Origin of the sequence: Pseudomonas sp. QLc11A, assembly GCF_052112305.1 — a bacterium.
Lineage (GTDB): Bacteria > Pseudomonadota > Gammaproteobacteria > Pseudomonadales > Pseudomonadaceae > Aquipseudomonas > Aquipseudomonas laurylsulfatiphila.
The window spans coordinates 98,880-121,860 of the sequence record NZ_JAVAJJ010000005.1 but is presented as its reverse complement, the minus strand read 5'-3'; the positions used below and the strand labels follow the sequence as shown (position 1 = coordinate 121,860).

Sequence of the window (22,981 nt, the reverse complement as noted above, 5' to 3'; positions counted from 1 at the left end):
CTTGCCCCCGTTGGAGTGCGAAGCGCTCCCCTGCATTCCATTAGTGACTCCGTAAGCACAGGTTTTACGACTGCTTCGCAGCCGAACGGGGGCAAGCCCCCTCTCCACAAAAGCCCGCTCCCACAGGGAATCTGCGGTGGCTTCAGAGCTCGCGCCACATGTGGATTTTGTCGAAGTAATCCTCTCCAACCCGCACGGCCATCGGTTCCAGGCCGAACTGGACGAAACCGCAGCGCCGGTAGAGGTTGAACGCGGCATCGTTGCCGGCGGTGACGGTCAACTGGATCAGACGCAAACCCGCATGGTGCTGCGCCTCGGTCAGTGCCGCCTGAACCAGTTGATAGCCGAGCCCGCGCTGGCGAACCGTTGGCGAGACGTACATGCCAAACAGCGTCACCTTGTGCCGGGCCTTTTCCCGAGGCTCGAACGCGAGGCCGACAATGCCGGCCAACCGGCCGTCCTCGAATGCCCCGAGCACCACGTCCAGCTTGCTCGTCAGGCGCGACTCCCACCAGCCCAGCGGCATCGCCGCCCGCTCACGCACACTCGAGGTAAAGGCCTGCGGATGCAGATCGAAAGCCTCGAGCATCAGCGCCCGATAGTCCAGGGCATGGCTGGCATCCAGTCGCTCGATCCACATGCTCAGGCCATCCGTTTTTGCTCAAGCATCAGCCGCAGCGCCAGTGCCGACAACACGAAGCCCATGAAATAGCGCTGCATCGCCAGCCAGGTCGGATTGTTGACGAACCACGAGGCAATACCCGCGGCAAACATGGCGATCAGCAGGTTGACGCTGAAACTGACGCTGATCTGGGTCAGGCCCAGGATGATGCTCTGGCTGAACACTGAGCCATGCTCCGGCGTAATGAACTGCGGAAACACCGACAGATAGAACACCGCGATTTTCGGGTTCAGGGCACTGGTCAGAAAGCCCATCGTGATCAGCTTGCGCGACGAATCCGGGGGCAACTGCTGCGCCTCGAACGGCGAGCGCGCACCGGGTTTGACCGCCTGCCAGGCCAGCCACAACAGGTACAACGCACCGGCCCACTTCAACACCTCATAGGCCATCGGCACCGCCAGGAACACCGCAGTCAGACCGGCGGCCGCAGCAAACAGGTGCACGAAAAAACCCGCGACCACGCCGAGCAAGGAGATTACCCCGGCCTTGCGCCCCTGGCAGATCGAACGGGAGATCAGGTAGATCATGTTCGGCCCCGGGGTCAGTACCATCAGCAACGCGGCAGCAGCAAAAATCAGCAGGTCTTGAAGCGGGATCATGGGCGAGGTCCTTTGCGTGATGATCAGGCGATCGCAGTCAGCGATGCTCGATAAAACGGCAGGATCAGGTCCCTTGTCAATGGCGCCAGACAGACACCGCCGTCGGTCACCGGGTCGATCCAGATCACTTCTTCGATCTCCGCCGCCGGGGTGACGTCTGAATCAATCTTCAGCTGAAACAGCTCGGCGTGTACGACAAAACCCGGCTCATTGGCCGCCGGTGCCGAAAAGTGACCGAGGTAAACGGCCTGCGCCGGGTCGATGTCCAGACCCAACTCTTCCTCCAGCTCCCGGGCCAGCGCATGAACCGGCAATTCATGGGGTTCGATCTTGCCACCGGGCTGCATGAACGCCGTGGTACCGCGCTTGCGCACCAGCAATGTGCGACCGTCAGGACCGATCAGCAGGGCTGCGGCGATGCGGATGGTCCGGGAGGCAGGTATGGAAAACGTCGTCATAAACAGAAGGCCTTTGACTCAAAAGCGCTAAGGATCACATGTCCGCCCTGTAGGAGCGAGCTTGCTCGCGATGGTCGTGAACGAAAACGCGTAGAACCAGTTGCCCATCGGCGCCCTCAGGTTTATCGCGAGCAAGCTCGCTCCTACAGTTTCCTTTACGTGGCTTCCTGGAAATCCATCTCCGGCGGCTGCCGACGGAAACCGCCGGTCAACACCGCCAGGTACAACACGCCGATCGCCAGCCAGCTCAACCCCAGATACACCGCCAGGTGATCGAGGCTGACCATCAACCACAAATCCGCTGCCAGGCCGATGAACGGGAAAGCACGGCCCAACCGGCGATGAACCCGAGTTTCGGGCTAATGGCCTTGCGCACATAGCTATAGGCCGAGCCGGCCACCGGGAAGGCCGAGGCCATGCGGCCGTAGCTCATTGCGGTGAAGAACATCGCCACCAACGCCGCGAGGTACGCGGCCGGTACCATGCCGACGGTAGATTGAGCGAGGATGCCAAAGGTGCCGATCACAATGATCGGCGTCATGCAGGCGATGCCAAAAAGCACCACCGCCCCCAGTGACAGGGTGCGTTGCAAACGAGCCATGAGCGACTACTCCGAATTTTATTGGATTTATGGCAGAGCCGAGTTCGGCGCAAATTACGGGTGTTGCGTTGTAGCTCTTCGGTCAGACAGGTGTGTCATCCAAGAGGGCCTCATCGCGAGCAGGCTCGCTCCCACAGTGGATCTTCGGTGAATACAAACCCGGTGAACGACTGCAATCAAATGTGGGAGCGAGCCTGCTCGCGAAGGCGTCAGTCCAGCCAACACAGAACCGGGGTCAGCGCGAAGGAATCAGCAGCTCCAGCAATCCAGATGCATGCTCGACCACCTCCCCCGGCAACTTCAGCCGCTGATCATCCAGATACCGATAATCCTGACGCGCCGCCGTCAACTGGCTCAGGTCCAGTTCAACGGCAAACTGCCCTTCCTCGCGCCCGGCCTCGAACAGCAGCGTGCCCAGCGGATCAACCAGCGCACTGCCACCGGCAAACAACAAACCGCCATCCCCCTCTTCCACCCGGTTGACCATCAGCGCAAACGCCTGGTTTTCCTGGGCGCGGGCCATGATGGCGGTGCGGTGGGTCGGGCCGTAGGGGTCCATGTTGCCGTTGGTGACGATCAACAGCTCGGCGCCCAGTTGCGCCAGGGCGCGGGCGCTTTCGGGGAATTCGATGTCGTAGCAAATCAGCAGGCCCACGCGTACGCCGTTCCACAGGCAAGTGGCGTAGCGATCACCCGCCTCGTACACACCGCGATCCGAGGCCCACAAGTGCGTCTTGCGGTACTTCAGCGCGATGCCTTCAGGGGTGATCAGCAGCGTGGTGTTGTAGAAGCGGCCGTTGTCGATTTCGGCCATGCCGATGGCCACGGCGATTTTGCGCTGGCGGGCGGCGTCGAGCACCGCACTGACGGACGGACCGTCCACTGGTTCGGCGACATCAGCCACGGACTCCGCCGAAGGGAAGCCCATCAAATGGCCTTCAGGGAACATGATCAGCTGCGTGCCGGCTGCGCACGCGGCGATGGCCGCCAGGGTGCGTTCGAGGTTGTAGGCCGTGTCGTTGTCACGGCCTGCCAATTGGGCGAGTTCGACCTTCATGGGTACTCCTTGTTGTGGCCCGGGCGGCAGAAAGATTGCCCGGTCGGTGTCTGTGCGCCAGTATGCGCAGCAAGCAACCGGGCGGGGAATCACGCCGCTGGGGTAACACGATAGGGGTAGATGCATGACACTCTCGTTGGACGACATCGCCTGGCACCGCTCGGTGGGGCAACTGATCGACGCCCTGGACAAGCCCAATTTCTGGACCCAGCTGGTGCGTTTGCTGGATCAGTACGTGCCCTTCGACAGCTGGGTGGCCCTGCTTTTCAGCGCCGATCAGCGCCCGCAGGTGTTCGCCGAATGCCCAGGCGATGACGGCAGCCCCGACCAGTTGTTCCAGGACTACCTGCGCGGCCTGTACCTGCTCGACCCCTTCTACATCGCCTGCCGCGAGCAGTCGCGCACCGGGCTGTATCGACTGTCGGAAGTGGCCCCGGAGCACTTCGAGCTGACCGAGTATTACCAGCGCTACTTTCGTCTGAATGTGGTGGCCGACGAAATCCAGTTCAATTGCCAGCTCGAAGGCGACCGCACGCTGTGCCTGTCCCTGGGCAGCACCCAGCGTTTCAGCGGCCAGCAGATCGCCTTGTTGTCGTTGATCCAGCCGTGGGTGCTCGGCCTGTTGCGCCAGCGTCTACCCTATGAAATCAACGAAGCGGTGGCCCTCGCTCCCGCACCGCCGCAAGCCGACTGGCGGGTGCAACTGGAGGCGTCGGTACAGCAGCTCAAAGGCGCGCAGTTGACCGCCCGGGAGCTGGATGTCGGGCGCCTGATGCTCAGCGGTTGCTCCAGCAAAGAAATCGCCCGTAAGCTGGAAATCTCTGTCGAAACCGTGAAAGTCCACAAGAAACACATGTACAGCAAGCTGGGGATCAAGTCCCAGTCCGAGCTGTTTTCGATTTTTCTCCAGGCACAAAATGCCTGAATGGCCTGTGGAACGCTTTGCTTTTCTGTGGGAGCGGGCTTGCCCGCGAAGAGGCCATTACATTCAACATTGATAGTGGCTGACACACCGTCTTCGCGGGCAAGCCCACTCCCACAGTGTTTTGTGTTTAGCCAAATTCATTGAGTCCGAACCCAAGGAAACCGTATGAGCCTGTCACTCCTGAGCCGCTACGCCTTCTTTGCCGTCTGCGTGATATTCACCCTCGCCAGCCTGCCCTTTCTTGACTATGACTGGCTCTGGCCGATCACCGCCGTCACCGGCGTCCTCAGCCTGATCGGCCTGTTCGATCTGCTGCAAAGCCCCCACGCGGTGCGCCGCAACTACCCGATCCTGGGCAATATCCGTTATCTGGTCGAAGGCATCCGCCCGGAAATCCGCCAGTACCTGCTCGAATCCGACAGTGAAGCCCTGCCCTTCTCCCGAGCCCAGCGCTCGCTGGTTTATTCCCGGGCCAAGAACGAAACCGCCGACAAACCCTTCGGCACCCTGATCGATGTGTATCAGTCGGGTTTCGAGTTCATCGGCCATTCCATGCGCCCGGCGCCGTTGAGCGACCCGAGCAGTTTTCGTGTCACCGTCGGTGGCCCGCAGTGCACCCAGCCGTATTCGGCGTCGGTGTTCAACATTTCAGCCATGAGTTTCGGCTCTCTCAGCGCCAACGCCATCCGCGCGTTGAACCAGGGCGCCAGGCTCGGCAATTTCGCCCATGACACCGGCGAGGGCAGCATCAGCCCCTATCACCGGGAACACGGCGGTGACCTGACTTGGGAGCTGGGCAGCGGTTACTTCGGCTGCCGCACCAGCGACGGTCGTTTCGACCCGGAACGCTTCGCCACGCAAGCCCGCACGCCACAGGTGCGGATGATCGAAATCAAGATGAGCCAGGGTGCCAAGCCCGGCCACGGCGGCATCCTGCCCAAGCACAAGGTCACCAAAGAAATCGCCGAAACCCGCGGCATCCTCATGGGCGAAGATTGCGTATCACCCTCGCGCCACACGGCGTTTTCGACGCCGATCGAAATGATGCATTTCATCGCACAATTGCGTGAACTGTCCGGCGGTAAACCGGTGGGCTTCAAGTTCTGCCTTGGCCATCCGTGGGAGTTCATGGGCATTGCCAAAGCCATGCTGGAGACGGGCATCCTCCCGGACTTCATCGTGGTCGATGGCAAGGAAGGCGGCACCGGCGCCGCGCCCGTGGAGTTCACCGACCACATCGGCGTGCCGATGCGCGAGGGCTTGCTGTTCGTGCACAATACCCTGGTGGGCCTGAACCTGCGGGACAAGATCAAACTCGGCGCCAGCGGCAAGATCGTCAGCGCCTTCGACATCGCCAGCGTGCTGGCCATCGGTGCCGACTGGGCCAACTCGGCGCGCGGCTTCATGTTCGCCATTGGCTGCATCCAGTCGCAGAGCTGCCACACCAACAAATGCCCGACCGGCGTCGCCACCCAGGACACCCTGCGCCAACGCGCGCTGGTGGTGCCGGACAAGGCCCAGCGCGTATTCAACTTCCACCGCAACACCCTCAAGGCCCTGGCGGAAATGCTCGCCGCCGCCGGCCTCGAACATCCGTCGCAGTTGTCGGCCAAGCATCTGGTGCGACGTATGTCGGCAACCGAGATCAAGCTGTTCTCGCAGTTACATGTATTCCTCAAACCCGGCGAGCTGCTGACCGGTGAAGTGAATGGCGAGTTCTACTCGCGGATGTGGCAGATGGCGCGAGCGGACAGTTTTGAGCCCAATGAAATAGAAGCGGCATGACCTCGCTGCACCGATCGAAATCGCACATCACCAACGCAGCGATTTGCTCGGGGCCGGCTCCTTCATCACGATAAAACCGTAATCGCCAATCAGGTAAATCCGGTAGAACTGCCTGTCCACCAACGGCGGATAGCCCTGATAGCCAACCCGCGTCGCGTTGCGGCGCTCGCGCTCCGCCACCACATTGGTGATGCCCGCTTTCGGCAGATTCTCGGCCAGCATGTAAAAATCGGTATTGAGCAGGTAGTGCAGCACCGGCATCTGCTTGAACGTGCCTGCCGCCGCCACCAACCAATAGTCGGAGTAAGTCACCGAGAGGTAGATCCGCCTGGCCTCGCGCAGCGACTGATGGCTGGCGATGTCGTACGCAAGGCTGGCCAGTGCCGTGGACGCAAAGGTTTTCTGCAGCGTCAGTACCCGGCCATAGGCGAACGACAACGACAGCATCGCCAGCAGCGCAATGATCAGCAACAGTGGCAGTCGCTGATGAATCGACGCCAGCGCCAGATGGCTCAAATAGCACAGCAACACCAGCAGCACGGCGAACCCCATCAAGGTGCGGGCACCCTCATTGAAATCGCGGAAAAACAGCGCGACACCGGACACCAGCAGTGTCACCACCGGCACTGTCAGCAAGCACATCAAACCGATCAACAGTTTCTTCGGCCCGTCGTCCTGACGCGCCGCTACGTTCAGTCCCAACCGCACCGCCCCGGCTATCGCGAGCAACAGCAAGCCGCCGAACACCCAGAGCCATCCGCCATGGAACAGCAGCACGACTTTTTCCAGGACCCGGGCCATGTTGATCTGGATCTGCAATAAAGGATGCGCCGTCCAGTCCAGCAGCAACGTGCGCTTGGAATCCATGAATAGATAAGCGCTGACGCTGTAGATCAACCCGCCGAGGATGACCTGGGCGGCTTTCCAGCCCAGCAGGTCGCGCCATGGCACCGGGGCGGTTTTATCGTTGGCGGTCCTGAGCAATTCCAGGCAACACAGGCCCAGGAACACATTCAGGCTGATCTGATACAACCCCAGCGCCAGTGCAATCAGGAACGAGGGCACCAGCCATTGCACGCTGCGCCACGGATGACGAAAGGTGATCGCGTAGATCACCGCCACCAGGCTCAAGGTCGTGGTGGGACCGTCGTATTGATAGGACAGGTTCTGCAGGAAGAAGGGGTTGTACCAGAGCGGCAACAGCACCAGACAGCAAGCGACGGTCGGCTGGCGAAAATAATGGAAGGTCAGGCTGGTCAGCGCGGCCGCCATGGCCAGCGTGGCGATCAACAGGGGCAAGGGAAAGATGTTCGGCGCGGCATGGCTGAAGGTCAGCGCGTTGTAGAACAGTTGGGCGAAGAGTCGGCCCTGTTCGGACCAGGCCATGCCCGCCGCCAGCGAGCGCCAGTTGTCATCGATGTAGGGATAATCCGCGAGGATCAACGGCAGGACATACACCAGGGTGGCGAGCAGAAAAAACCGCCAGACCTCATGCTGGCTGAGCTCGCGGACGAAAAAGTCGCTGAACCGGCCCATGCTAGTGCCCGCCCCGGTCTTTACCGCCGACGATGTCCTTGATCACATAACGCGGCCGGTGCTTGGCCTCGATATAGATGCGACCGATGTACTCGCCGAGGATGCCGATGCCGATCAGTTGCACGCCGCCGAGAAACAGGATCGCGGTCATCAGCGACGGGTACCCGGGGACGTTGTTGCCGAAGAAAATCTTGTCCAGCACCATGTACACCGCGTAAAACACCGCGAAAATCGAGATGCCGCCACCGACATAGGTCCACAAGCGCAGCGGCACGGTGCTGAACGAGGTCACGCCTTCCAGGGCCAGGTTCCACAGCTTCCAGCCATTGAACTTGCTGTTCCCCGCCACCCGCCCGGCCCGCTCGTATTCCACCACCACGGAGTTGAACCCGGCCCACGACAACACGCCTTTCATGAACAACTGATGCTCGGGCAGGGAACGGATCACGTCGACCACCTTGCGATCCATCAGCCGGAAATCCCCGACGTTTTCCTCGATCCGGGTGTAGGCAATGCGATTGAGCACGTGGTAGAAAATCGACGCGCTGTGGCGCCTGAGGTAGCCGTCGACGTCCCGATTGCGGCGCTTGGCGAGCACCACATCGGCGCCCTTCTGCCATTGCTCGACCAACAACGGGATGACGCTGATCGGGTCCTGCAGGTCGACATCCATAGGAATCACGGCATCGCCGCTGGCGTGCTCCAGGCCGGCAAACAGGGCCGGCTCCTTGCCGAAATTGCGCGAGAAATTGATCAGCAGCACCTGCTCATCGGCCTCGGCCAGTGCTGTGGCCTGTTCGGCCGTGCGGTCGGAACTGCCGTCGTTGATGAAGACGATTTCAACCTCAGCATCGCCCAGTTTCAACTCGCGACGCACCGCCTGGTAAAACAGGTTGATCGACTGCTCCTCGTTGAATACCGGGACGATGAGCGAGATTTTCATTGATCACGCTCGCGAAACACCACGTATTTGGCATACAGGAAACCAAACACCAGGCTCAACGCCGAAAACAGCACGACGGTGAGCAGGCCATGCAGGCGCCACACATCACCCAGGTGACCGATGCCCAGGCTCAGTGTCCCCATGCCCAGAAGAAACAGCAGATAACCGCCGATCGTGGCACTGGCGGCGAAGGTAAATTGCGCGTTCATGTAGAACGAAAATGACGCAGCCACGCAGAAGGCTGCCAGGTTGCTGAGTGCCTGACTGAGGCCGGCCGCCACGCTCAGTAGAAAAAAGACCTGCCAGTGAATCAGGGTGTTGGCGACCCCGATCACCGTGTAGCTGGACAGCCCTTTCCACAACAGTCTCATGTGAGGCTCCCGTTTCAAGAACGTTGCACTTATTAGTATTTGAGCCTGTCTGCTGTCAGAAATCGCAGATTGACGGACCTTTCAGACCAGCGGTTGAGCCTTGGAGCAACGCCAGAGACATCCGGTAATATCCCGGTTTTGCAATTCACTGCGAATCACGCCACCCTGCGCGCCGCCGACTTGGCGCGCGGCCGTTTGCGCCCGCAGCCAATCCCATTTTCACTCGCTGATACGAGCCTGCTGTCATGACGTTAGCGCGCGATCACCGGATCGACTTTTTTCGTGGCCTGGCACTGATCTTCATCTTTTGGGATCACGTGCCCCACAACCCTTTGGGGCAAATCACCCTGCGTAACTTCGGTTTCAGCGATGCGGCCGAGGTTTTCGTGTTTCTGGCAGGTTTTGCGGCGGTGCTCGCGTACGGCAAAGTCCTGGCGCGCGAAGGCTTTCTGATCGCCTGCGTGAAGATCCTGCGCCGGGCGTGGGTGCTCTACGTGGTGCATATCTTCCTGCTGGCGATGCTGATGGGCATTGTGTTTTTCGCCAACAGTCACGTGGAAACACGGGATCTGGTGGAGGAAATGGGCATGCATCATTTCATCAGCAACCCACAGCAGGCCCTGATCGATGAACTGCTGTTGCGCTTCAAGCCGAACCTGATGGACCCGTTGCCGCTGTACATCGTGCTGCTGGCGGGCTTGCCCCTGGTGCTGCCGATACTGGTGCGCAAGGCCTGGGTGGTGGTCACGATGTCAGTGGCGCTGTACCTGATGGTGCCACTGGCGGGCTGGAACCTGGCGGCCATCAAGGACGGCGTGTGGTATTTCAACCCGGTTGCCTGGCAGTTGCTGTTCGTGCTCGGCGGCGCCGCTGCGATTCACAGCCAGCGACCACGCCTGCCCGAAACCCGCCCATTGATACGCCAGCCCTTGTTTGTGAGTGCGGCGCTGTATGTCGTGGTCGCGGGTGTGTTGACCGTCCTGTGGCGTTGGCCGGACCTGCACGATGCCGTGGTGCCGGCGAGCCTGCAAAACTTCTTCTACCCCATCAGCAAGACCAACCTGTCCCCCGTGCGCCTGCTGCACTTCCTCGCACTGGCCTACGTCACGGCGAAACTGATTCCCGACAGCGGATGGACGCAAAACTGGCTGGCGCAGCAAAGCTGCCGCATGGGCCGTTTCTCGCTGGAAATTTTCTGCCTGGGCGTGCTGCTGGCGCCCCTGGCGGACATGGTCAATGCCCTGACCGACGATGCGTTTGCCATGCAGATCTTCACGGCGCTGGTGGGTGCCGGGTTGATGGCGTTACTGGCGATGTGGCTTGAGTTCAACAAGCGTTTGAATCGATCGCCGCAAACTGTACCCGCCTGATGAAAAAGCCCCGGTCACTGGACTGCCTTATGTAGGAGCGAGCTTGCTCGCGATGGACTCAAGAGCGCCGCGTTTAGCCAGAAAGGACGCGTAAACGTTAACGACCATCGCGAGCAAGCTCGCTCCTACAGGTTTCAGCGTTACAACTCAGGAAACCGAACGCACCGCACCCTGCGACACATTGGTCGGTTGCAGCTTGAACACGTAGAACAGCACCGTCAGCAGCACCAGGAACGCTGGCCCCACATACAACGCCACGCGGGTATCCGGGAAGTACGCCATCAGGCCGACCACCAGCACCAGGAACGCCAGCGCCAGGTACGAACTGACCGGGTAGAGCCACAGGCGATATTTCAGGCCGGCCGCTTCGCTGGCGCTCAGCCCTTTACGGAACTTGAGCTGGGCCAGCAGGATCATCACCCAGGTCCAGATCGCGCCGAAGGTGGCAATGGCCGTCACCCAGACAAACACTTTTTCCGGCACCAGATAGTTCAGCAACACGCCCAACAGCAAGGCGCCAATCGACAGCAGCAATGCACGACGCGGCACGCCGTTGTTCGAGGTCTTGGCAAAGCCGGCCGGGGCCTGGCCGTTCTGCGCCAGGCTGTAGAGCATGCGCCCGGTACTGAAGATGCCACCGTTGCAGGACGACAGCGCCGCCGTGATCACCACGAAGTTGATGATGCCGGCGGCGGTCTTGATACCCAGGCGCTCGAAGGTCATCACGAACGGGCTGCCCTGAGTGCCGATTTCATTCCACGGGTAGATCGACAGGATCACGAACAACGCGCCGACGTAGAACAGCAGAATCCGCCAGAACACCGAGCCGATGGCGTTCGGAATGGTCTTTTGCGGGTTCTTCGCCTCACCGGCGGTCAGGCCGATCATCTCCACGCCCAGATAGGCAAACATCACCATTTGCAGGGACATCAACACGCCTTGCACGCCGTTGGGCATGAAGCCGCCATGGGTCCACAGGTTGGAAATCCCCAGGGCCACACCGTCGTTGCCGAAACCGAAAGCAATGATGCCGATGCCGCCGAACACCATCGCAATGATGGTGACGATCTTGATCAAAGCAAACCAGAACTCGAACTCACCAAAAGCCTTGACCGCGATCAGGTTGATCGAGCCCATGCTGATCAACGCAGCGAGCGCCCAGATCCAGCGCGGTACATCGGGAAACCAGATACCCATGTATACCGCCACGGCCGTGATTTCCGCGACGCAGGTCACCAGCCACAGGAACCAGTAGTTCCAGCCGGTCAGGAAACCCGCCAACGGGCCCAGATAGTCTTGGGCGTAACGGCTGAACGAGCCGGCAACCGGGTTGTGCACGGCCATCTCGCCAAGGGCGCGCATGATCACCAGGATCGCCAGACCGCCGATGATGTAGGACAGCATGATGGCCGGGCCGGCCATTTCGATGGCCTTGGCCGAGCCCAGGAACAGGCCGACGCCGATACAGGCACCGAGTGCCATCAGGCGAATATGCCGCTCGCCGAGTTCACGTTTGAGCGGACCGCCCTGAGCGGTCTCTCCTTGGGGCAGGTGATTGCCTACGGGCATTGGGTACAACCTCGTCTTGTTATTGGATATGACCACCGAGGGGCGAAGCGCAGGCCGATAAGCCATCGCTTCCCGAACCGGCCCTGCCTCGTGGGCAACGCCGTCCTGTAGGAAAAACCCGCAAGATCAGTGGGAAAAGCGGCGCCGAGTATTGCACAACAATGGTGCATCGTCATGCCCCTGCCAAAGCCGTATTTACCCCTTCGACATGTCTAAATCAGCTATTTCAGACACCACCCCTTTCCAGCCACAGCAGTACCTGTGGCGAGGGGGCTTGCCCCCGTTCGGCTGCGAAGCAGTCGCAAAACAGGAAAACGCGGTGTACCAGACAATCACCAGTCGCAGGTTTTAGCGCCGCTTCGCAGCGCAACGGGGGCAAGCCCCCTCGCCACAAACAACAACAGCCTTCTCATGCCGTCATTCCTTCACAGGTATCAGCACTTTCACTCAACGCATGCGGATCTACCCTGGACAGCCGGGAACTAGCCTTGAATGTGCAATTGATAACCTCAAGGGAAGCAATGGAATGCCAACTCAACCCAACTCCCACCGCTTGCGTCAGGGCCGATATTCCGAAAGCGGTCGGGCATATCTCATCACCGCCGTTGTCCATGATCGTCAACCTGTCTTTTCGGATTGGCATTTGGGACGCTTACTGGTTGCAGAACTGCGCCGAGCTCATGAAACCAACGTAGTGAATTCCATCGCATGGGTGATCATGCCCGATCATTTTCATTGGTTGATGCAGCTGGAAGTAAGCAATCTGGGGCCCGTTATCGGAGCCATCAAGTCACGGTGCACCCGTGAAGTGAACGAAATCACCGGCCGCCGTGGTCCGCTCTGGCAATCCGGCTACCACGACCGGGCCATTCGCGATGGAGAAGATCTTCTGCCCTTCGCCCGCTACATTGTTGCCAATCCACTCAGGGCTGGGCTTGTGGATAAAATTGGCGACTACCCGCTCTGGGATGCGTGCTGGCTGTAAACGGACGCCCTTACACCAAACTCTTTGTGGCGAGGGGGCTTGCCCCCGTTGCGCTGCGAAGCGGCGCTAAAACCTGCAACCGATAAAGGTCTGGCACACCGCGGTTACCGGATTTGCGACTGCTTCGCAGCCGAACGGGGGCAAGCCCCCTCGCCACAAGTGCTTCAATTGGCCTGATTATTGGTGCGTCCGTGCATCATTTTGCCCTTCACATTTTTTTCACCCTAGCCAACCACCGTCTAAGCTTGAGTCAAGTCCGATCAATCTGCGTGAATGGATCAATCGACTATGGGCGCTTTGTGGCAAACCGATTCGAGTAAAACCGTGGTTCCGACTGATAGTGTGGATGAAGCGCCTATACCTGAAAAACCCCGTCGTTCCAGGCACGGATGGGGAGCGTTCTGGCTATTGCTGTTGATTATCGCGATTGTCGTGGGGCTGGCCGCCATGAGGGAGATGCGCACCTCGAAGTTCCAGGCCCGGGAAGTCAGCAAATATGCCGCGTCACTGAACTATGAGCTCAAACCCGGCCCCAGCGATGCGATTCGCTATCCGGGCGACGGCCCGTTCGATCGGCGCCTGGGCTACAGCTCGCTGGATGAGTTCCTGCCGCGCCTGATCAAGCGCAACTTCGTCGTTGAAGCGCAATCCCGCTTTTCTCCAGAGCTGTTGAAGTACACCGACAAGGGCCTGTTCGTGCCTTATGCCGAGAAAATCCAGGCAGGGCTGTCGATCACCGATTGCCGCGCAGCGCCGCTGTATCAGTACAACTACCCGCAGCAGCTTTACTCAACCTTTGCCTCGATCCCGCCGGTGGTGGTCAACAGCCTGCTGTTCATCGAGAACCGCTTCCTGCTCGACCCCAGGCAGCCGCTGGCCAACCCGGCGGTGGACTGGCCGCGGTTCGGCATGGCGGCGTGGTCCCAGTTGGCCAAGATGTTGCACGTGCCCGGCCAGTCCGCCGGTGGCAGTACCCTGGCCACGCAACTGGAGAAGTACCGGCACTCCCCCGATGGTTTGACGGTCAACGGCGCGGAAAAAATTCGCCAGATGATTTCTGCCACCGTACGCGCCTATCAGGCCGGGCCACAAACCCTGGAAGCGCGGCAGAACGTGGTTCGCGACTACCTCAACAGCGTGCCGTTGTCAGCCGTACCGGGCCACGGTGAAGTGCATGGCATGGCTGAGGGTTTGCGTGTGTGGTACGGCTCCGACTTCGAAAGCGCCAACAAGGTGCTGAACAGCCCGGCAACGGATCCAAAGACCATGGCGGAAAAAGGCCTGGTCTTGCGTGAAGTGCTGTCATTGATGATTGCGCAGCGCCGCCCGTCGCATTACCTGACCAAGGGCCATGATGAACTGGCCGACCTCACCGACAGCCATATTCGCCTGCTGGCGCAAAACCATGTGATCGACGCCGAGTTCGCCGCCGCCGCCCTGGCCAGCAAAGTGACCTACCGCGACTGGGCCACCCAGCCGACCATGCAACCGATCGAAACCAACAAGGGCATCAGCGTGGCGCGCAGCCGTCTGGCCGGCATGCTCAATCGCCCTTTGTATGACCTCGACCGCCTTGACCTCTCCGCCACCAGCACCCTGCAAGGCGAGTTGCAATCCGAGGCCACCGAGTACCTGAAAAAGCTCGCAGACCCTGAATTTGCCACGCAAATCGGCCTGATCGGCGAGCGCCTCCTGACCACCACCAGCACCACCCAGGTGCGCTACAGCTTCACCTTGTTCGAACTGACACCGGACGGCTCGCGGGTTCGGGTACAGACCGACAGCACCGACCAGCCCTTCGACATCAATGAAGGCAGCAAACTGGAACTGGGCTCCACCGCGAAAATGCGCGTGCTGACCACCTACCTGCAAATCATCGCCGAGTTGCACGACAAATACGCCGGCATGGCCGTTGCGGAACTGAAGAAAGTCGAGGTGCCGGATCAGGACCGCCTGAGCCGTTGGGCGGTTGATTACCTGGTTGAAAACAAGGACCGCGACCTGAAAAAAATGCTCGGCGCAGCCCTGGACCGCAAATATTCCGCCAGCCCCGGCGAGGCGTTTTTCACCGGGGGCGGCCTGCATGTGTTCAACAACTTCCGCAAGGAAGACAACGGTCGGATACCGACCCTGCGCGACGCCCTGCGCGAGTCGATCAACCTGCCGTTCATTCGCCTGATGCGTGACCTGGTGCGCTACACCACCTACTCCGGCCCCAACAGCAGTGCCGAACTGCTCAAGGACGACCGCGACCCGCGGCGCCAGGAATACCTGGCCGAATTCGCCGACCGCGAAGGCACTTCGTTCCTGCTCAAGTTCTGGAAGAAGTACAGGAACAAGAACACCCAGGAACGGCTCGAAACCTTCCTGGACGGCATGCGCCCTACGCCGATCCGCATGGCCGCCGTACATCGCTACCTGTTGCCACAGGCCAGCCAGGAAAGCTTCAACGCCTTCGTGCGCTCGCACCTGACGGGTGCCAAGCTCACGGAAAAACTCACTGACGAACGTCTCGTGCGGCTCTACGAAGCCTACGGTCCCGGCGCCTACGACTTGCCGGACCAGGGCTTCATCGCCAAGGTTCACCCGCTGGACCTGTGGATGATGGGCTACTTGCTCAATCACCCCGACGCCAAGTGGGCCGACGCCGTCAAAGCCAGCCAGTTCGAGCGCCAGGAAGTCTACAGCTGGCTGTTCAAAAGCAGGCACAAAGGCGCCCGAGACAGTCGCATCCGCACCATGCTGGAGATCGAGGCATTCCTCGACATTCACCAGCGCTGGCAGCAAGTCGGTTATCCGTTCGACCACCTGGTGCCGTCGCTGGCCACCGCCATCGGCAGCTCCGGTGACCGCCCGGCAGCCCTGGCCGAATTGATCGGCACCATCCTCAACGATGGCGTGCGCATGCCGACCCTGCGTATCGACAGCCTGCATTTCGCCGCACATACACCCTATGAAACCCAACTGGTCAATGACCCCGACGTCGGCAAACGGGTGATGCCATCCGAAGTCGCCACGGCCATGCGCGAAGCCCTTTCGCAAGTGGTCGATGCCGGTACGGCCAAACGCGTGTCCGGCAGTTTCAAACTCGCCGACGGCAGCCCGCTGGCGATGGGCGGCAAGACCGGCACCGGTGACAACCGCATCGAAGCCGTCGGTTCGGGCGGGCGGATCCTGAGTTCCAAATCGCTCAACCGCACGGCCACGTTCGTGTTCTACATCGGCGATCACCATTTCGGCACGCTGACAGCGTTCGTGCCGGGCCGCTCGGCGGAGAACTTCACCTTCACCTCGGCGTTGCCGGTGCAGGTGCTCAAAGGCATGGCGCCGATCCTGACGCCGTACCTGCAACCGGGCACCCACACGATGTGTCAGCCAAAGGCAGCAACCGAGACAACCGCTCGCCGCTAGGCATGGATCGGCAGATGCGCCCGAGTGGCTGTAACTATGTATTTTTCACTCCTGATTTTTACCGGGTTCGGGGCGCAATCGACGTCGTTACGAACCGGTTTTTGCGCTTTTTTTGGGGCTGCCGCCTGCCTAGCCTGATCGCTCCATCCATGATCAAAGGACGATCAGGCAATGCCCCACCCACATCGAATTTCAAACCCGGATCAAAGCATCCACTTCGACCTCGTCAGGAAGGCCATCCCCTCCTGGCTATCAGAGGCTTCACTCCCCCGTATCAACGCACTGAAAACTGACCGGGTAAGCATTCCCGACTGGCAGGCTGACGCCGCAAAAGCGTTACAGGAGCGGTTGAAACAGAGCATCAAGCTCGGCTGGAACGCGCAAAACGATGTCGATAGAGTGTTCAGCAAACTGCAGGATGTCTACGCCTTCGCCAAACCCTTGTTGCAACAGGCACTGAACGAACGTTTCGGCGTTGAAGATGACGTCGAAGATACCTGGTTGCGGCTGTATGCACCGGCAGAAACGTCATGGGGTCATAACTTTACCGGCGCAACCACCAGCCGTACCGTCTCGCTGCTGGATGCTGCCCTGCACAATTTTTCCAGTAAGGAGGTGTTCACCCAGGACTCAGAATTCATCACCCGCCCCGACGTACGCGGGCATTTCAGCGTGGTACAGCTCAAGCACAAGCTGAGTATCGAGCAGTTCAAGTCACTGTGCCGCGACCTGAATATCGGCAGACGTTACCAACAACACCTGAGAGATTTTCTGCTGCCGCATAACCGGGTGGCCAGCAACGTCCTGCGCCACAAAGTCAGCCTCAGCCACAAGACCGCGCTCAACATCGCGGCGAACATGGCGCTGATGAAAAACGACATCGGGCAGGATGCCTTTGACCTGGTGCAGGGACTGCTCGATGACCGCAAGAACCTGCGCTGGAGGGGCCGCTCCGTCGACTGCTACAACCTGTCGATGATGGACATTCACCTGACCGGCATCGTGCTGATCACCCCTGATGCCAATACCGCGACCGATACCGTGCCCGTGATCGCCTATGTTCCCCATGACCCGCAGCACCCTCTCAAGCAGTACCCGTCGTTGCTCGAGTTCATGGCCGAACTGACACGCCAACTGCGCGATGCCAGCGCCCCTCGCAGCTACCAAAAATTCTTCAGCCAGTTCGTACCCCATCAGCAGCGCGGGCATTTTTTTGCCGGGTTGAACGACCGACTGAGCAAGGTCAAATGGCAACCGGCCCCGGCCGGTTCCAACTTGCCGAGCTGGCGGGATACGCCGGTGGATAACCCCAACCTGCAATTTCAGCTGTCGAGCATCAGGAACGATCGGGACACTGTTTTCAACGGCGACCTGTGGGGCTACTTCCACCGACAAAAAATCAACAAGGTACTCAACGACGCATGGGACATCGCGATTTCCACCGAGTACGCCGACCGCATGGCCCGCTGGGCCTGGTGGGACAACCTGGAAAAAATGCTCTCGGACATTCTCAATGCCGCGTTGCTGGTGGCGACGCCACTGGTGCCCGGCATGGGCGAATTGATGCTGGCCTACACCGCGTATCAACTGACCGATGAGGTGGTCGAGGGCCTCGTCGATCTGGCCGAAGGCCGCGTCGCCGAGGCTGGCGAACAAGCCATCGGCGTGCTGCAAAGCGTTGTGCAACTGGGTGCGTTCGCCGCGGGAGGCGCGATAGGCAACGTCGCAAGGGCGAAACTCTCGCCGTTTTTCGAAAGCTTGAAACCGGTGCAGTTGGCAAACGGTGAGACCCGCCTATGGAACCCAGACCTCAGCCCCTATCAACGAACCGACGTGGATTTACCCGCGGACGCCCGGCCTGATGGACAGGGTATTCACCAGCATCAGGGCCGGCGCATCCTGCCCCTGAACGATCAACACTTCGAAGTGCTGGAAGATCCGGTCACCGGACAACAGCGCATCCGCCATCCGCAGCGTTTCGATGCCTACGCACCGACCTTGCGCCACAATGGTCACGGGGCCTGGGTCTGCGAAACGGAAAACCCGCGCGAGTGGGAAGGCTCGACATTGATGCGGCGACTTGGTCACAGCGTCGATGGTTTCAACAATGAACAACTGGAACAGATTCGCCAGATCAGCGGTACCCATGAAGCCGCACTGCGGCGGATGCACATGGACAGCTCGGCACCACCGCCATTGCTGACCGATACCCTGCAACGCCTGGGCTCACCCGTGCCTGCCAGCACCCCGCTACCCGCCGACAGCGTTGCGCTGTTCAGCGAATTCCCCGACCTGCCCGACACGGTGGCGCAAGGCATTCTCGCCAACGCCAGCGCCGCGGAACGCCAACAGATCGAGCAGAAAAAGCGCCTGCCGCTGCGTCTGAAAAGCCAGGCGCGAGAACTGCAATTCGAGACGCAATCGGTGCGCGCCGCCCACGGTCTGTACGATGACGCGTTGATCAACATCGACACAGAACGCCTGGTGCTGGGCACCTTGCGCATCAACAGCGACACCTTCGGTGAGCTGCGCATCGAGATCAGGGAAGGCACATTCGACGGTGAACTGCGCTGCAGCGCCGGGCCCGAGAGCGCAGCGCGGGTCCGGGTGTTGATTCATGATGACGCGGGAAAATATGAGGTGCGTGACGGGTCGAATCAGCCAATCCATGCAGCGCAGGGCTTTTTCGAAGCCTTGCTGCAGGCGACCCAGCACAATGGGCAAAACGCGCTGGGCTTCAAGCCGGGGGACGCCGAACGCCTCAGGCAGTGGGCCATGGTCAAGATCGAGCCTCTCGGCGAACGTCGAACGATACTCGCCGCGCCGCCCATCCGCGCCGTGCCCGAACATCAGACACTGCTGCTGGTGCGGGGCCCATTCACCAGCCGGGCCGGCGAAACCCTGCACGAGCGAATCCTGGACCTGCACGAGGATTTCAGCGACCGCGAAGTCGACGCCTTCGCCAATGCCCTGATCGCCAAAGGCGAGCCGATGCAAGCCATCGAGCAGCGGGAAGACGATCTCGATGAACTGCGCGTGATCCTCAATCGTTGGGAATACCAGCAGGAACCCACCTGGGGACCGGGCAGCACGGCTTTTCGTGATGAAGGCGGCCAACATATCGCCGAATGCCTGCTCAAGAGCTTCGAGCGAAAGCACAGGGACATCGGCAACCGTAGCGACCCGGACAGTTACGCGCTGGATCTCTCCACCGAGATGCAGCCCCTGAACCTGGATACCTGGTGGTCAAAGCGCCCCCCGGAGCTGCAAAAGTTCCTCGACAAGATCACGGTTCTGAAACTCGCCAACACACGTTTTTCCAGTGAGCCGAACGGCTTGCTCAAAGCCTTCCCGAACCTTCGCGAACTCAGCGCCAGGCGTTGCGACCTGACCAGTCTTCCACACAGCATCGGTTCCCTGCACCGACTGGAACGCCTGCAGCTGAGCGATAACGCGATCGTGTTGGATGCCGCTGCCGTCAAACAACTCAAGGACCTGACCTACCTGGAAATCCTCAGGCTCGACGGTAATCCACTGGGGCTGTCACCAGACATCAGCCGCATGCCGAGGCTGAAAGTCGTGGCCCTGAACAAAACCGGGCTGACCACATGGCCCGAGGGCACGCTGGCGAAAACCAGACCACGCGGTTTCTTGCTGGACCTGCGGGAAAACCCCCTCGACTTGATTCCCGAAGTTGTCCCCGGCTCGGCAAAAGCCTGGGTGATCGCGCGTACCCTGCTGGATGTCGCGGATCTGTCGGAGCTGAATCAGTTGCAATACCAGCAAATCCGACACTCAGTGAATTTGCCGCCGACGCCCCTCGAGGCATCCACCAGTCTGATAAATGTGGTCATCCACGCCACCGACCCGAACAACTGGACCGATGTGCCCGGCTGGGGAGTGGAGCGGACGGCAAACTGGCTTGAACTGACCGACGACCCGCAGGCCCATCGGTTCCTGACCGTGGTGCACGAAACGAAAAACTCTGCCGATTATCTCGTCGGCGGTGAACCCCGCAGGCAACTGATGCAACGCGTGGTACGCATGCTCGATGCCGTCTACATCGACACCGCACTGCGGGAAAAGCTCTACACCATGGCCATCGCCCCGGTCGATTGCGCCGATGCAGGGGCGCAGTTGTTCAACAACATGGGCATACAGGTGCTCGCATCCGAGGCTTACTCCTACTCCACGGACTCTGCGGAGCTGGAACGCAAGCTGGTCACCCTGGCCCAAGGTGCCGCGCGGCTGGAGCACGTCAACGAGATCGCCCGCGCCGATGTCGCCAGTCGTGGCGGCAACCCGGACGATGTCGAGGTCTATCTGGCCTATCAGACGGGTCTGGCGGATCGCTTGCAGCTGCCCTGGCAATCAAAAGGCATGCTGTACAGGCCAGTATCCGGTGTCACCGACGCCATGATCGATCAGGCGTACGACACGGTGCTGGCGCTGGGCGAAGGTGATGGCCTGGTCAATAAAATGCTTGAGCAGGCATTCTGGGAAACCTGGCTGGGTGAAACTTACCCGATTCAGATCGAGGCGAATAAACGGGAGTATCTGAACAAATACGAGTTGCTGGAGACCCTGCGATCCACCCAGCGCGAATGGGTCGAATCCACGCAATTGACGGATGTGGAACGAGCGGCACTGCGCAACAGGCTTAAAGATCTGGCCAACAAACTGCCGGTCGCCGAGACGGTTGTCTTTGCCGATGAACCGATAAGCGAAGCGAACTTCGACCGGTTCCTCGTCGATCTGGGGGACGCCGAAAAAGAACTGTCCAGGCGTTTGACGCGCGCGGCGTTGAGCAGGGCCGGGTTGTAATAGCGGCGGCATCGTGAGGCAAACCTGACGGCATTCGTTGCGGTCAGGTTTGCCGCAACCACGTCAGATATCCGAATCCCAGATCACCGTGACATTGCCGGAATAGCGGCTGGCCACGCCCGGCTGCAGCATGAACTCCATCTGGTTTTTTGCAATTTCGAAATGCAGAGTCCCGGGAGCCCGATCAACATAGAAACCAGGTTGAAACTGTTGCGAATTGGCTTGCCCGGTTCGCAGTCGCTGACGCCTGACCGGTTGCCCGGACAGGTCCGTCAGGCCATTGGGCAGACTGACGCTGACCTGAAGCTCGACCGATCGCCTGGAGACGGGATCATTCAACATGCATTCGTAGGGAAAGCCGCCGAACTGACATTCCATCTGCATCTTGAAGCGCGATGAGGCCGAGATATTGAAGGTCTGGTCGCGAAACAGGCTCACTGGCCGGCGGCCTGCCTGCAGCCAGCTCTGCCAGCCACCCACAGGTACCAGTTGGACCTTGTTGCCACCCGGCGGAATATCGACTTTCAAGGTGTGCTGCACGTCCAGTACAAAACTCAAGGTCAAATCACTGTCGGTTGGCAGCATCACATCACCCATGTCGAAGTCCCCGCCGGGACCGATACGATAGCTCAGGTCACCGGTGTAAAGCCCCGACGACATGCCAAGAGGATTTGGCGTTCGCAACTCGTAGGCGAAATCCAGGTACTCATAGGACATTTCCGGTATCAGGAATTTCGCCGTTTTGACGCAAGCCGCTTCAACCGGGGTTTTCCAGAAAAAACGAAACGCATGATCCGTATAGAACCCGACACCGCTGTAGAGGCAGGGAGGTGACGCGTTGACCCAGGCACCTGCCACGCCCCCCGACCACAAGCGTTGGTGTCCTTGCGCCGCACTCGGTGCGCCTGTCAGATTCGCGGCCGTATCGCTCAGGGCGTATCGGGAACCGATGCCGGCAATGCGCACCTCGACTTTTTCAGATTCTTGCGTAGCCACGTTGGTCACCGTCAACGTCCGCCACTGCGCAGGTACTTTGAACATGGCGCTATTACGCGACACATCATCAGGTTGCATCGCTCTGATCGATTCGAAGCGCATGGGCAACCGGATGCTGAACATCTCGTTGTCCCGGCATTCACTGGGTGCATCCGCGCAGTAGCCACTGGACGGTGTTTTATTGATGAACTTGTTGCTTTGCGGATTGGCTGAGTCGGGCGTGAACAATGCCCTGATTTCCTGATTCACCGCCTCGGCCGAAGTCGGCACAAGCAACACCAGCAAGCACAGCCATCCCGGCAGACAAGTATTGAGATTCATGAAAGCTCTCTCCGATATTACAGCGAATGGCCGGGTTCAAGGCGCTGCGGCACTGAAGACCAGATTCACGTTGCCGTAGTAGCGACCCGGCTTGTACCCGCCCGCGGGCACCTTCGGCTGGATCTGCAGGGCAAAGCGCCCGCCCGCGACAGCCTGCTCGCGCGAGAGCACTTCAAGGGGTTGCGGGTCGTGGCTCAACGTCTTGCCGTTGAAGCTGACGAGCAGGTAGATGTTTTGCTCATCGCGGCCGTTGGACAGATAGGGTTCGCTCTCCAGCCGCGCGTGGATGGCGCTGGTGTCGTGCTTGACGTCGAAGTTCTTGCGCAGCCCCTCCAGCGACCGGCTGTGGATGTTCCACGGCAAAACTTGCTCGCGATGAATCCAGTCCGACTCGGCCGGTATCACGTAGAAACCCAACGTCGGAATATCCACCGACACTTCGAATCGGTGCTCTTCGCGGGCGGCGAATGCCAGGGAACTCATCAGTGCCGCGACGCCTGTCGACAGGGCGATGGCCGAAAGCTTGATCATTTCAGGTACCTGTTACG

Annotated in this window: 17 protein-coding genes and 1 pseudogene; 6 read left to right on the top strand and 12 right to left on the bottom strand. The window is 60.1% G+C overall.

Translation table 11 applies throughout. The features are described 5' to 3' along the window. Positions 1–142: 142 nt before the first annotated feature. From Q8X48_RS09960 to Q8X48_RS09935, 6 genes and pseudogenes are all read right to left on the bottom strand, one after another. On the bottom strand, positions 143–640 hold the full coding sequence (locus tag Q8X48_RS09960; RefSeq protein WP_407800625.1) for a GNAT family N-acetyltransferase: 498 nt from the start codon (positions 638–640) through the stop codon (positions 143–145). A 2-nt stretch (positions 641–642) separates the two neighbouring features. Continuing rightward, positions 643–1,281, bottom strand: a complete 639-nt coding sequence (locus tag Q8X48_RS09955) for a LysE family translocator (RefSeq protein ID WP_095964880.1) — start codon at positions 1,279–1,281, stop codon at positions 643–645. Positions 1,282–1,304: 23 nt separating this feature from the next. Continuing rightward, positions 1,305–1,739 (bottom strand): NUDIX hydrolase, encoded by a 435-nt coding sequence (locus Q8X48_RS09950; protein WP_126049566.1) that lies wholly within the window; start codon positions 1,737–1,739, stop codon positions 1,305–1,307. Positions 1,740–1,894: 155 nt separating this feature from the next. Then, positions 1,895–2,026 carry a hypothetical protein gene (locus Q8X48_RS09945; protein WP_256589444.1) on the bottom strand — a complete coding sequence of 44 codons (132 nt, stop codon included), beginning with the start codon at positions 2,024–2,026 and terminating at the stop codon, positions 1,895–1,897. Positions 2,027–2,061: 35 nt separating this feature from the next. Then, a pseudogene (locus Q8X48_RS09940) lies at positions 2,062–2,340 on the bottom strand (amino acid permease); the annotation flags it as partial. Between the two features lie 235 nt (positions 2,341–2,575). After that, positions 2,576–3,397 (bottom strand): carbon-nitrogen hydrolase family protein, encoded by an 822-nt coding sequence (locus Q8X48_RS09935; protein WP_407800624.1) that lies wholly within the window; start codon positions 3,395–3,397, stop codon positions 2,576–2,578. A 124-nt stretch (positions 3,398–3,521) separates the two neighbouring features. On the opposite strand from Q8X48_RS09935, the gene Q8X48_RS09930 reads away from it, so the two are divergent. Next, complete coding sequence (locus Q8X48_RS09930; RefSeq protein WP_407800623.1) at positions 3,522–4,322, top strand: helix-turn-helix transcriptional regulator; 801 nt, start codon at positions 3,522–3,524, stop codon at positions 4,320–4,322. Between the two features lie 165 nt (positions 4,323–4,487). Next, positions 4,488–6,107 (top strand): FMN-binding glutamate synthase family protein, encoded by a 1,620-nt coding sequence (locus Q8X48_RS09925; RefSeq protein WP_407800622.1) that lies wholly within the window; start codon positions 4,488–4,490, stop codon positions 6,105–6,107. A 27-nt stretch (positions 6,108–6,134) separates the two neighbouring features. Here the strand turns inward: Q8X48_RS09925 and Q8X48_RS09920 are convergent, their stop codons facing one another. Genes Q8X48_RS09920 through Q8X48_RS09910 form a run of 3 tightly spaced genes read right to left on the bottom strand, consistent with a single transcriptional unit; the run spans position 6,135 to position 8,957 of the window. Further along, positions 6,135–7,643, bottom strand: a complete 1,509-nt coding sequence (locus Q8X48_RS09920; RefSeq protein WP_407800621.1) for a glucosyltransferase domain-containing protein — start codon at positions 7,641–7,643, stop codon at positions 6,135–6,137. A 1-nt stretch (position 7,644) separates the two neighbouring features. Then, complete coding sequence (locus Q8X48_RS09915; RefSeq protein WP_407800620.1) at positions 7,645–8,586, bottom strand: glycosyltransferase family 2 protein; 942 nt, start codon at positions 8,584–8,586, stop codon at positions 7,645–7,647. Then, entirely contained in the window at positions 8,583–8,957 is a 375-nt protein-coding gene (locus Q8X48_RS09910; protein ID WP_407800619.1) for a GtrA family protein, read from the bottom strand. Before Q8X48_RS09910 ends, Q8X48_RS09915 begins: the two co-directional genes overlap by 4 nt. Before the next feature lie 245 nt (positions 8,958–9,202). Between Q8X48_RS09910 and Q8X48_RS09905 the strand changes: the two genes are divergently transcribed. After that, a complete protein-coding gene (locus Q8X48_RS09905) occupies positions 9,203–10,327 on the top strand; it encodes an OpgC family protein (RefSeq protein ID WP_407800618.1) in 1,125 nt (374 codons plus the stop codon). A 147-nt stretch (positions 10,328–10,474) separates the two neighbouring features. Here the strand turns inward: Q8X48_RS09905 and Q8X48_RS09900 are convergent, their stop codons facing one another. Further along, complete coding sequence (locus Q8X48_RS09900) at positions 10,475–11,896, bottom strand: amino acid permease (protein WP_015093682.1); 1,422 nt, start codon at positions 11,894–11,896, stop codon at positions 10,475–10,477. Positions 11,897–12,422: 526 nt separating this feature from the next. Here Q8X48_RS09900 and Q8X48_RS09895 point away from each other — a divergent pair. The 3 genes from Q8X48_RS09895 to Q8X48_RS09885 all read left to right on the top strand — a co-directional run bounded on the left by Q8X48_RS09895 (position 12,423) and on the right by Q8X48_RS09885 (position 21,116). Then, positions 12,423–12,881, top strand: coding sequence for an REP-associated tyrosine transposase (locus Q8X48_RS09895; RefSeq protein ID WP_407800617.1), 459 nt, complete (start codon positions 12,423–12,425; stop codon positions 12,879–12,881). Positions 12,882–13,169: 288 nt separating this feature from the next. After that, positions 13,170–16,292 carry a transglycosylase domain-containing protein gene (locus Q8X48_RS09890; RefSeq protein ID WP_407800616.1) on the top strand — a complete coding sequence of 1,041 codons (3,123 nt, stop codon included), beginning with the start codon at positions 13,170–13,172 and terminating at the stop codon, positions 16,290–16,292. 171 nt (positions 16,293–16,463) lie between these two features. Continuing rightward, a complete protein-coding gene (locus Q8X48_RS09885; protein ID WP_407800615.1) occupies positions 16,464–21,116 on the top strand; it encodes a dermonecrotic toxin domain-containing protein in 4,653 nt (1,550 codons plus the stop codon). Positions 21,117–21,179: 63 nt separating this feature from the next. Here the strand turns inward: Q8X48_RS09885 and Q8X48_RS09880 are convergent, their stop codons facing one another. Together Q8X48_RS09880 and Q8X48_RS09875 are read right to left on the bottom strand one after the other, a co-directional pair. After that, on the bottom strand, positions 21,180–22,433 hold the full coding sequence (locus tag Q8X48_RS09880) for a hypothetical protein (RefSeq protein WP_407800614.1): 1,254 nt from the start codon (positions 22,431–22,433) through the stop codon (positions 21,180–21,182). A gap of 36 nt (positions 22,434–22,469) precedes the next feature. Further along, a complete protein-coding gene (locus Q8X48_RS09875; RefSeq protein WP_218485942.1) occupies positions 22,470–22,964 on the bottom strand; it encodes a CS1 type fimbrial major subunit in 495 nt (164 codons plus the stop codon). Positions 22,965–22,981 lie beyond the last annotated feature (17 nt).

What these genes read in the sequence shown, in the direction of transcription:
- Q8X48_RS09960 (WP_407800625.1), bottom strand. Translation starts at nt 640, where the DNA reads ATGTGGATCGAGCGACTGGATGCCAGCCATGCCCTGGACTATCGGGCG.
- Q8X48_RS09955 (WP_095964880.1), bottom strand. Translation starts at nt 1,281, where the DNA reads ATGATCCCGCTTCAAGACCTGCTGATTTTTGCTGCTGCCGCGTTGCTG.
- Q8X48_RS09950 (WP_126049566.1), bottom strand. Translation starts at nt 1,739, where the DNA reads ATGACGACGTTTTCCATACCTGCCTCCCGGACCATCCGCATCGCCGCA.
- Q8X48_RS09945 (WP_256589444.1), bottom strand. Translation starts at nt 2,026, where the DNA reads ATGGTCAGCCTCGATCACCTGGCGGTGTATCTGGGGTTGAGCTGGCTG.
- Q8X48_RS09935 (WP_407800624.1), bottom strand. Translation starts at nt 3,397, where the DNA reads ATGAAGGTCGAACTCGCCCAATTGGCAGGCCGTGACAACGACACGGCC.
- Q8X48_RS09930 (WP_407800623.1), top strand. Translation starts at nt 3,522, where the DNA reads ATGACACTCTCGTTGGACGACATCGCCTGGCACCGCTCGGTGGGGCAA.
- Q8X48_RS09925 (WP_407800622.1), top strand. Translation starts at nt 4,488, where the DNA reads ATGAGCCTGTCACTCCTGAGCCGCTACGCCTTCTTTGCCGTCTGCGTG.
- Q8X48_RS09920 (WP_407800621.1), bottom strand. Translation starts at nt 7,643, where the DNA reads ATGGGCCGGTTCAGCGACTTTTTCGTCCGCGAGCTCAGCCAGCATGAG.
- Q8X48_RS09915 (WP_407800620.1), bottom strand. Translation starts at nt 8,586, where the DNA reads ATGAAAATCTCGCTCATCGTCCCGGTATTCAACGAGGAGCAGTCGATC.
- Q8X48_RS09910 (WP_407800619.1), bottom strand. Translation starts at nt 8,957, where the DNA reads ATGAGACTGTTGTGGAAAGGGCTGTCCAGCTACACGGTGATCGGGGTC.
- Q8X48_RS09905 (WP_407800618.1), top strand. Translation starts at nt 9,203, where the DNA reads ATGACGTTAGCGCGCGATCACCGGATCGACTTTTTTCGTGGCCTGGCA.
- Q8X48_RS09900 (WP_015093682.1), bottom strand. Translation starts at nt 11,896, where the DNA reads ATGCCCGTAGGCAATCACCTGCCCCAAGGAGAGACCGCTCAGGGCGGT.
- Q8X48_RS09895 (WP_407800617.1), top strand. Translation starts at nt 12,423, where the DNA reads ATGCCAACTCAACCCAACTCCCACCGCTTGCGTCAGGGCCGATATTCC.
- Q8X48_RS09890 (WP_407800616.1), top strand. Translation starts at nt 13,170, where the DNA reads ATGGGCGCTTTGTGGCAAACCGATTCGAGTAAAACCGTGGTTCCGACT.
- Q8X48_RS09885 (WP_407800615.1), top strand. Translation starts at nt 16,464, where the DNA reads ATGCCCCACCCACATCGAATTTCAAACCCGGATCAAAGCATCCACTTC.
- Q8X48_RS09880 (WP_407800614.1), bottom strand. Translation starts at nt 22,433, where the DNA reads ATGAATCTCAATACTTGTCTGCCGGGATGGCTGTGCTTGCTGGTGTTG.
- Q8X48_RS09875 (WP_218485942.1), bottom strand. Translation starts at nt 22,964, where the DNA reads ATGATCAAGCTTTCGGCCATCGCCCTGTCGACAGGCGTCGCGGCACTG.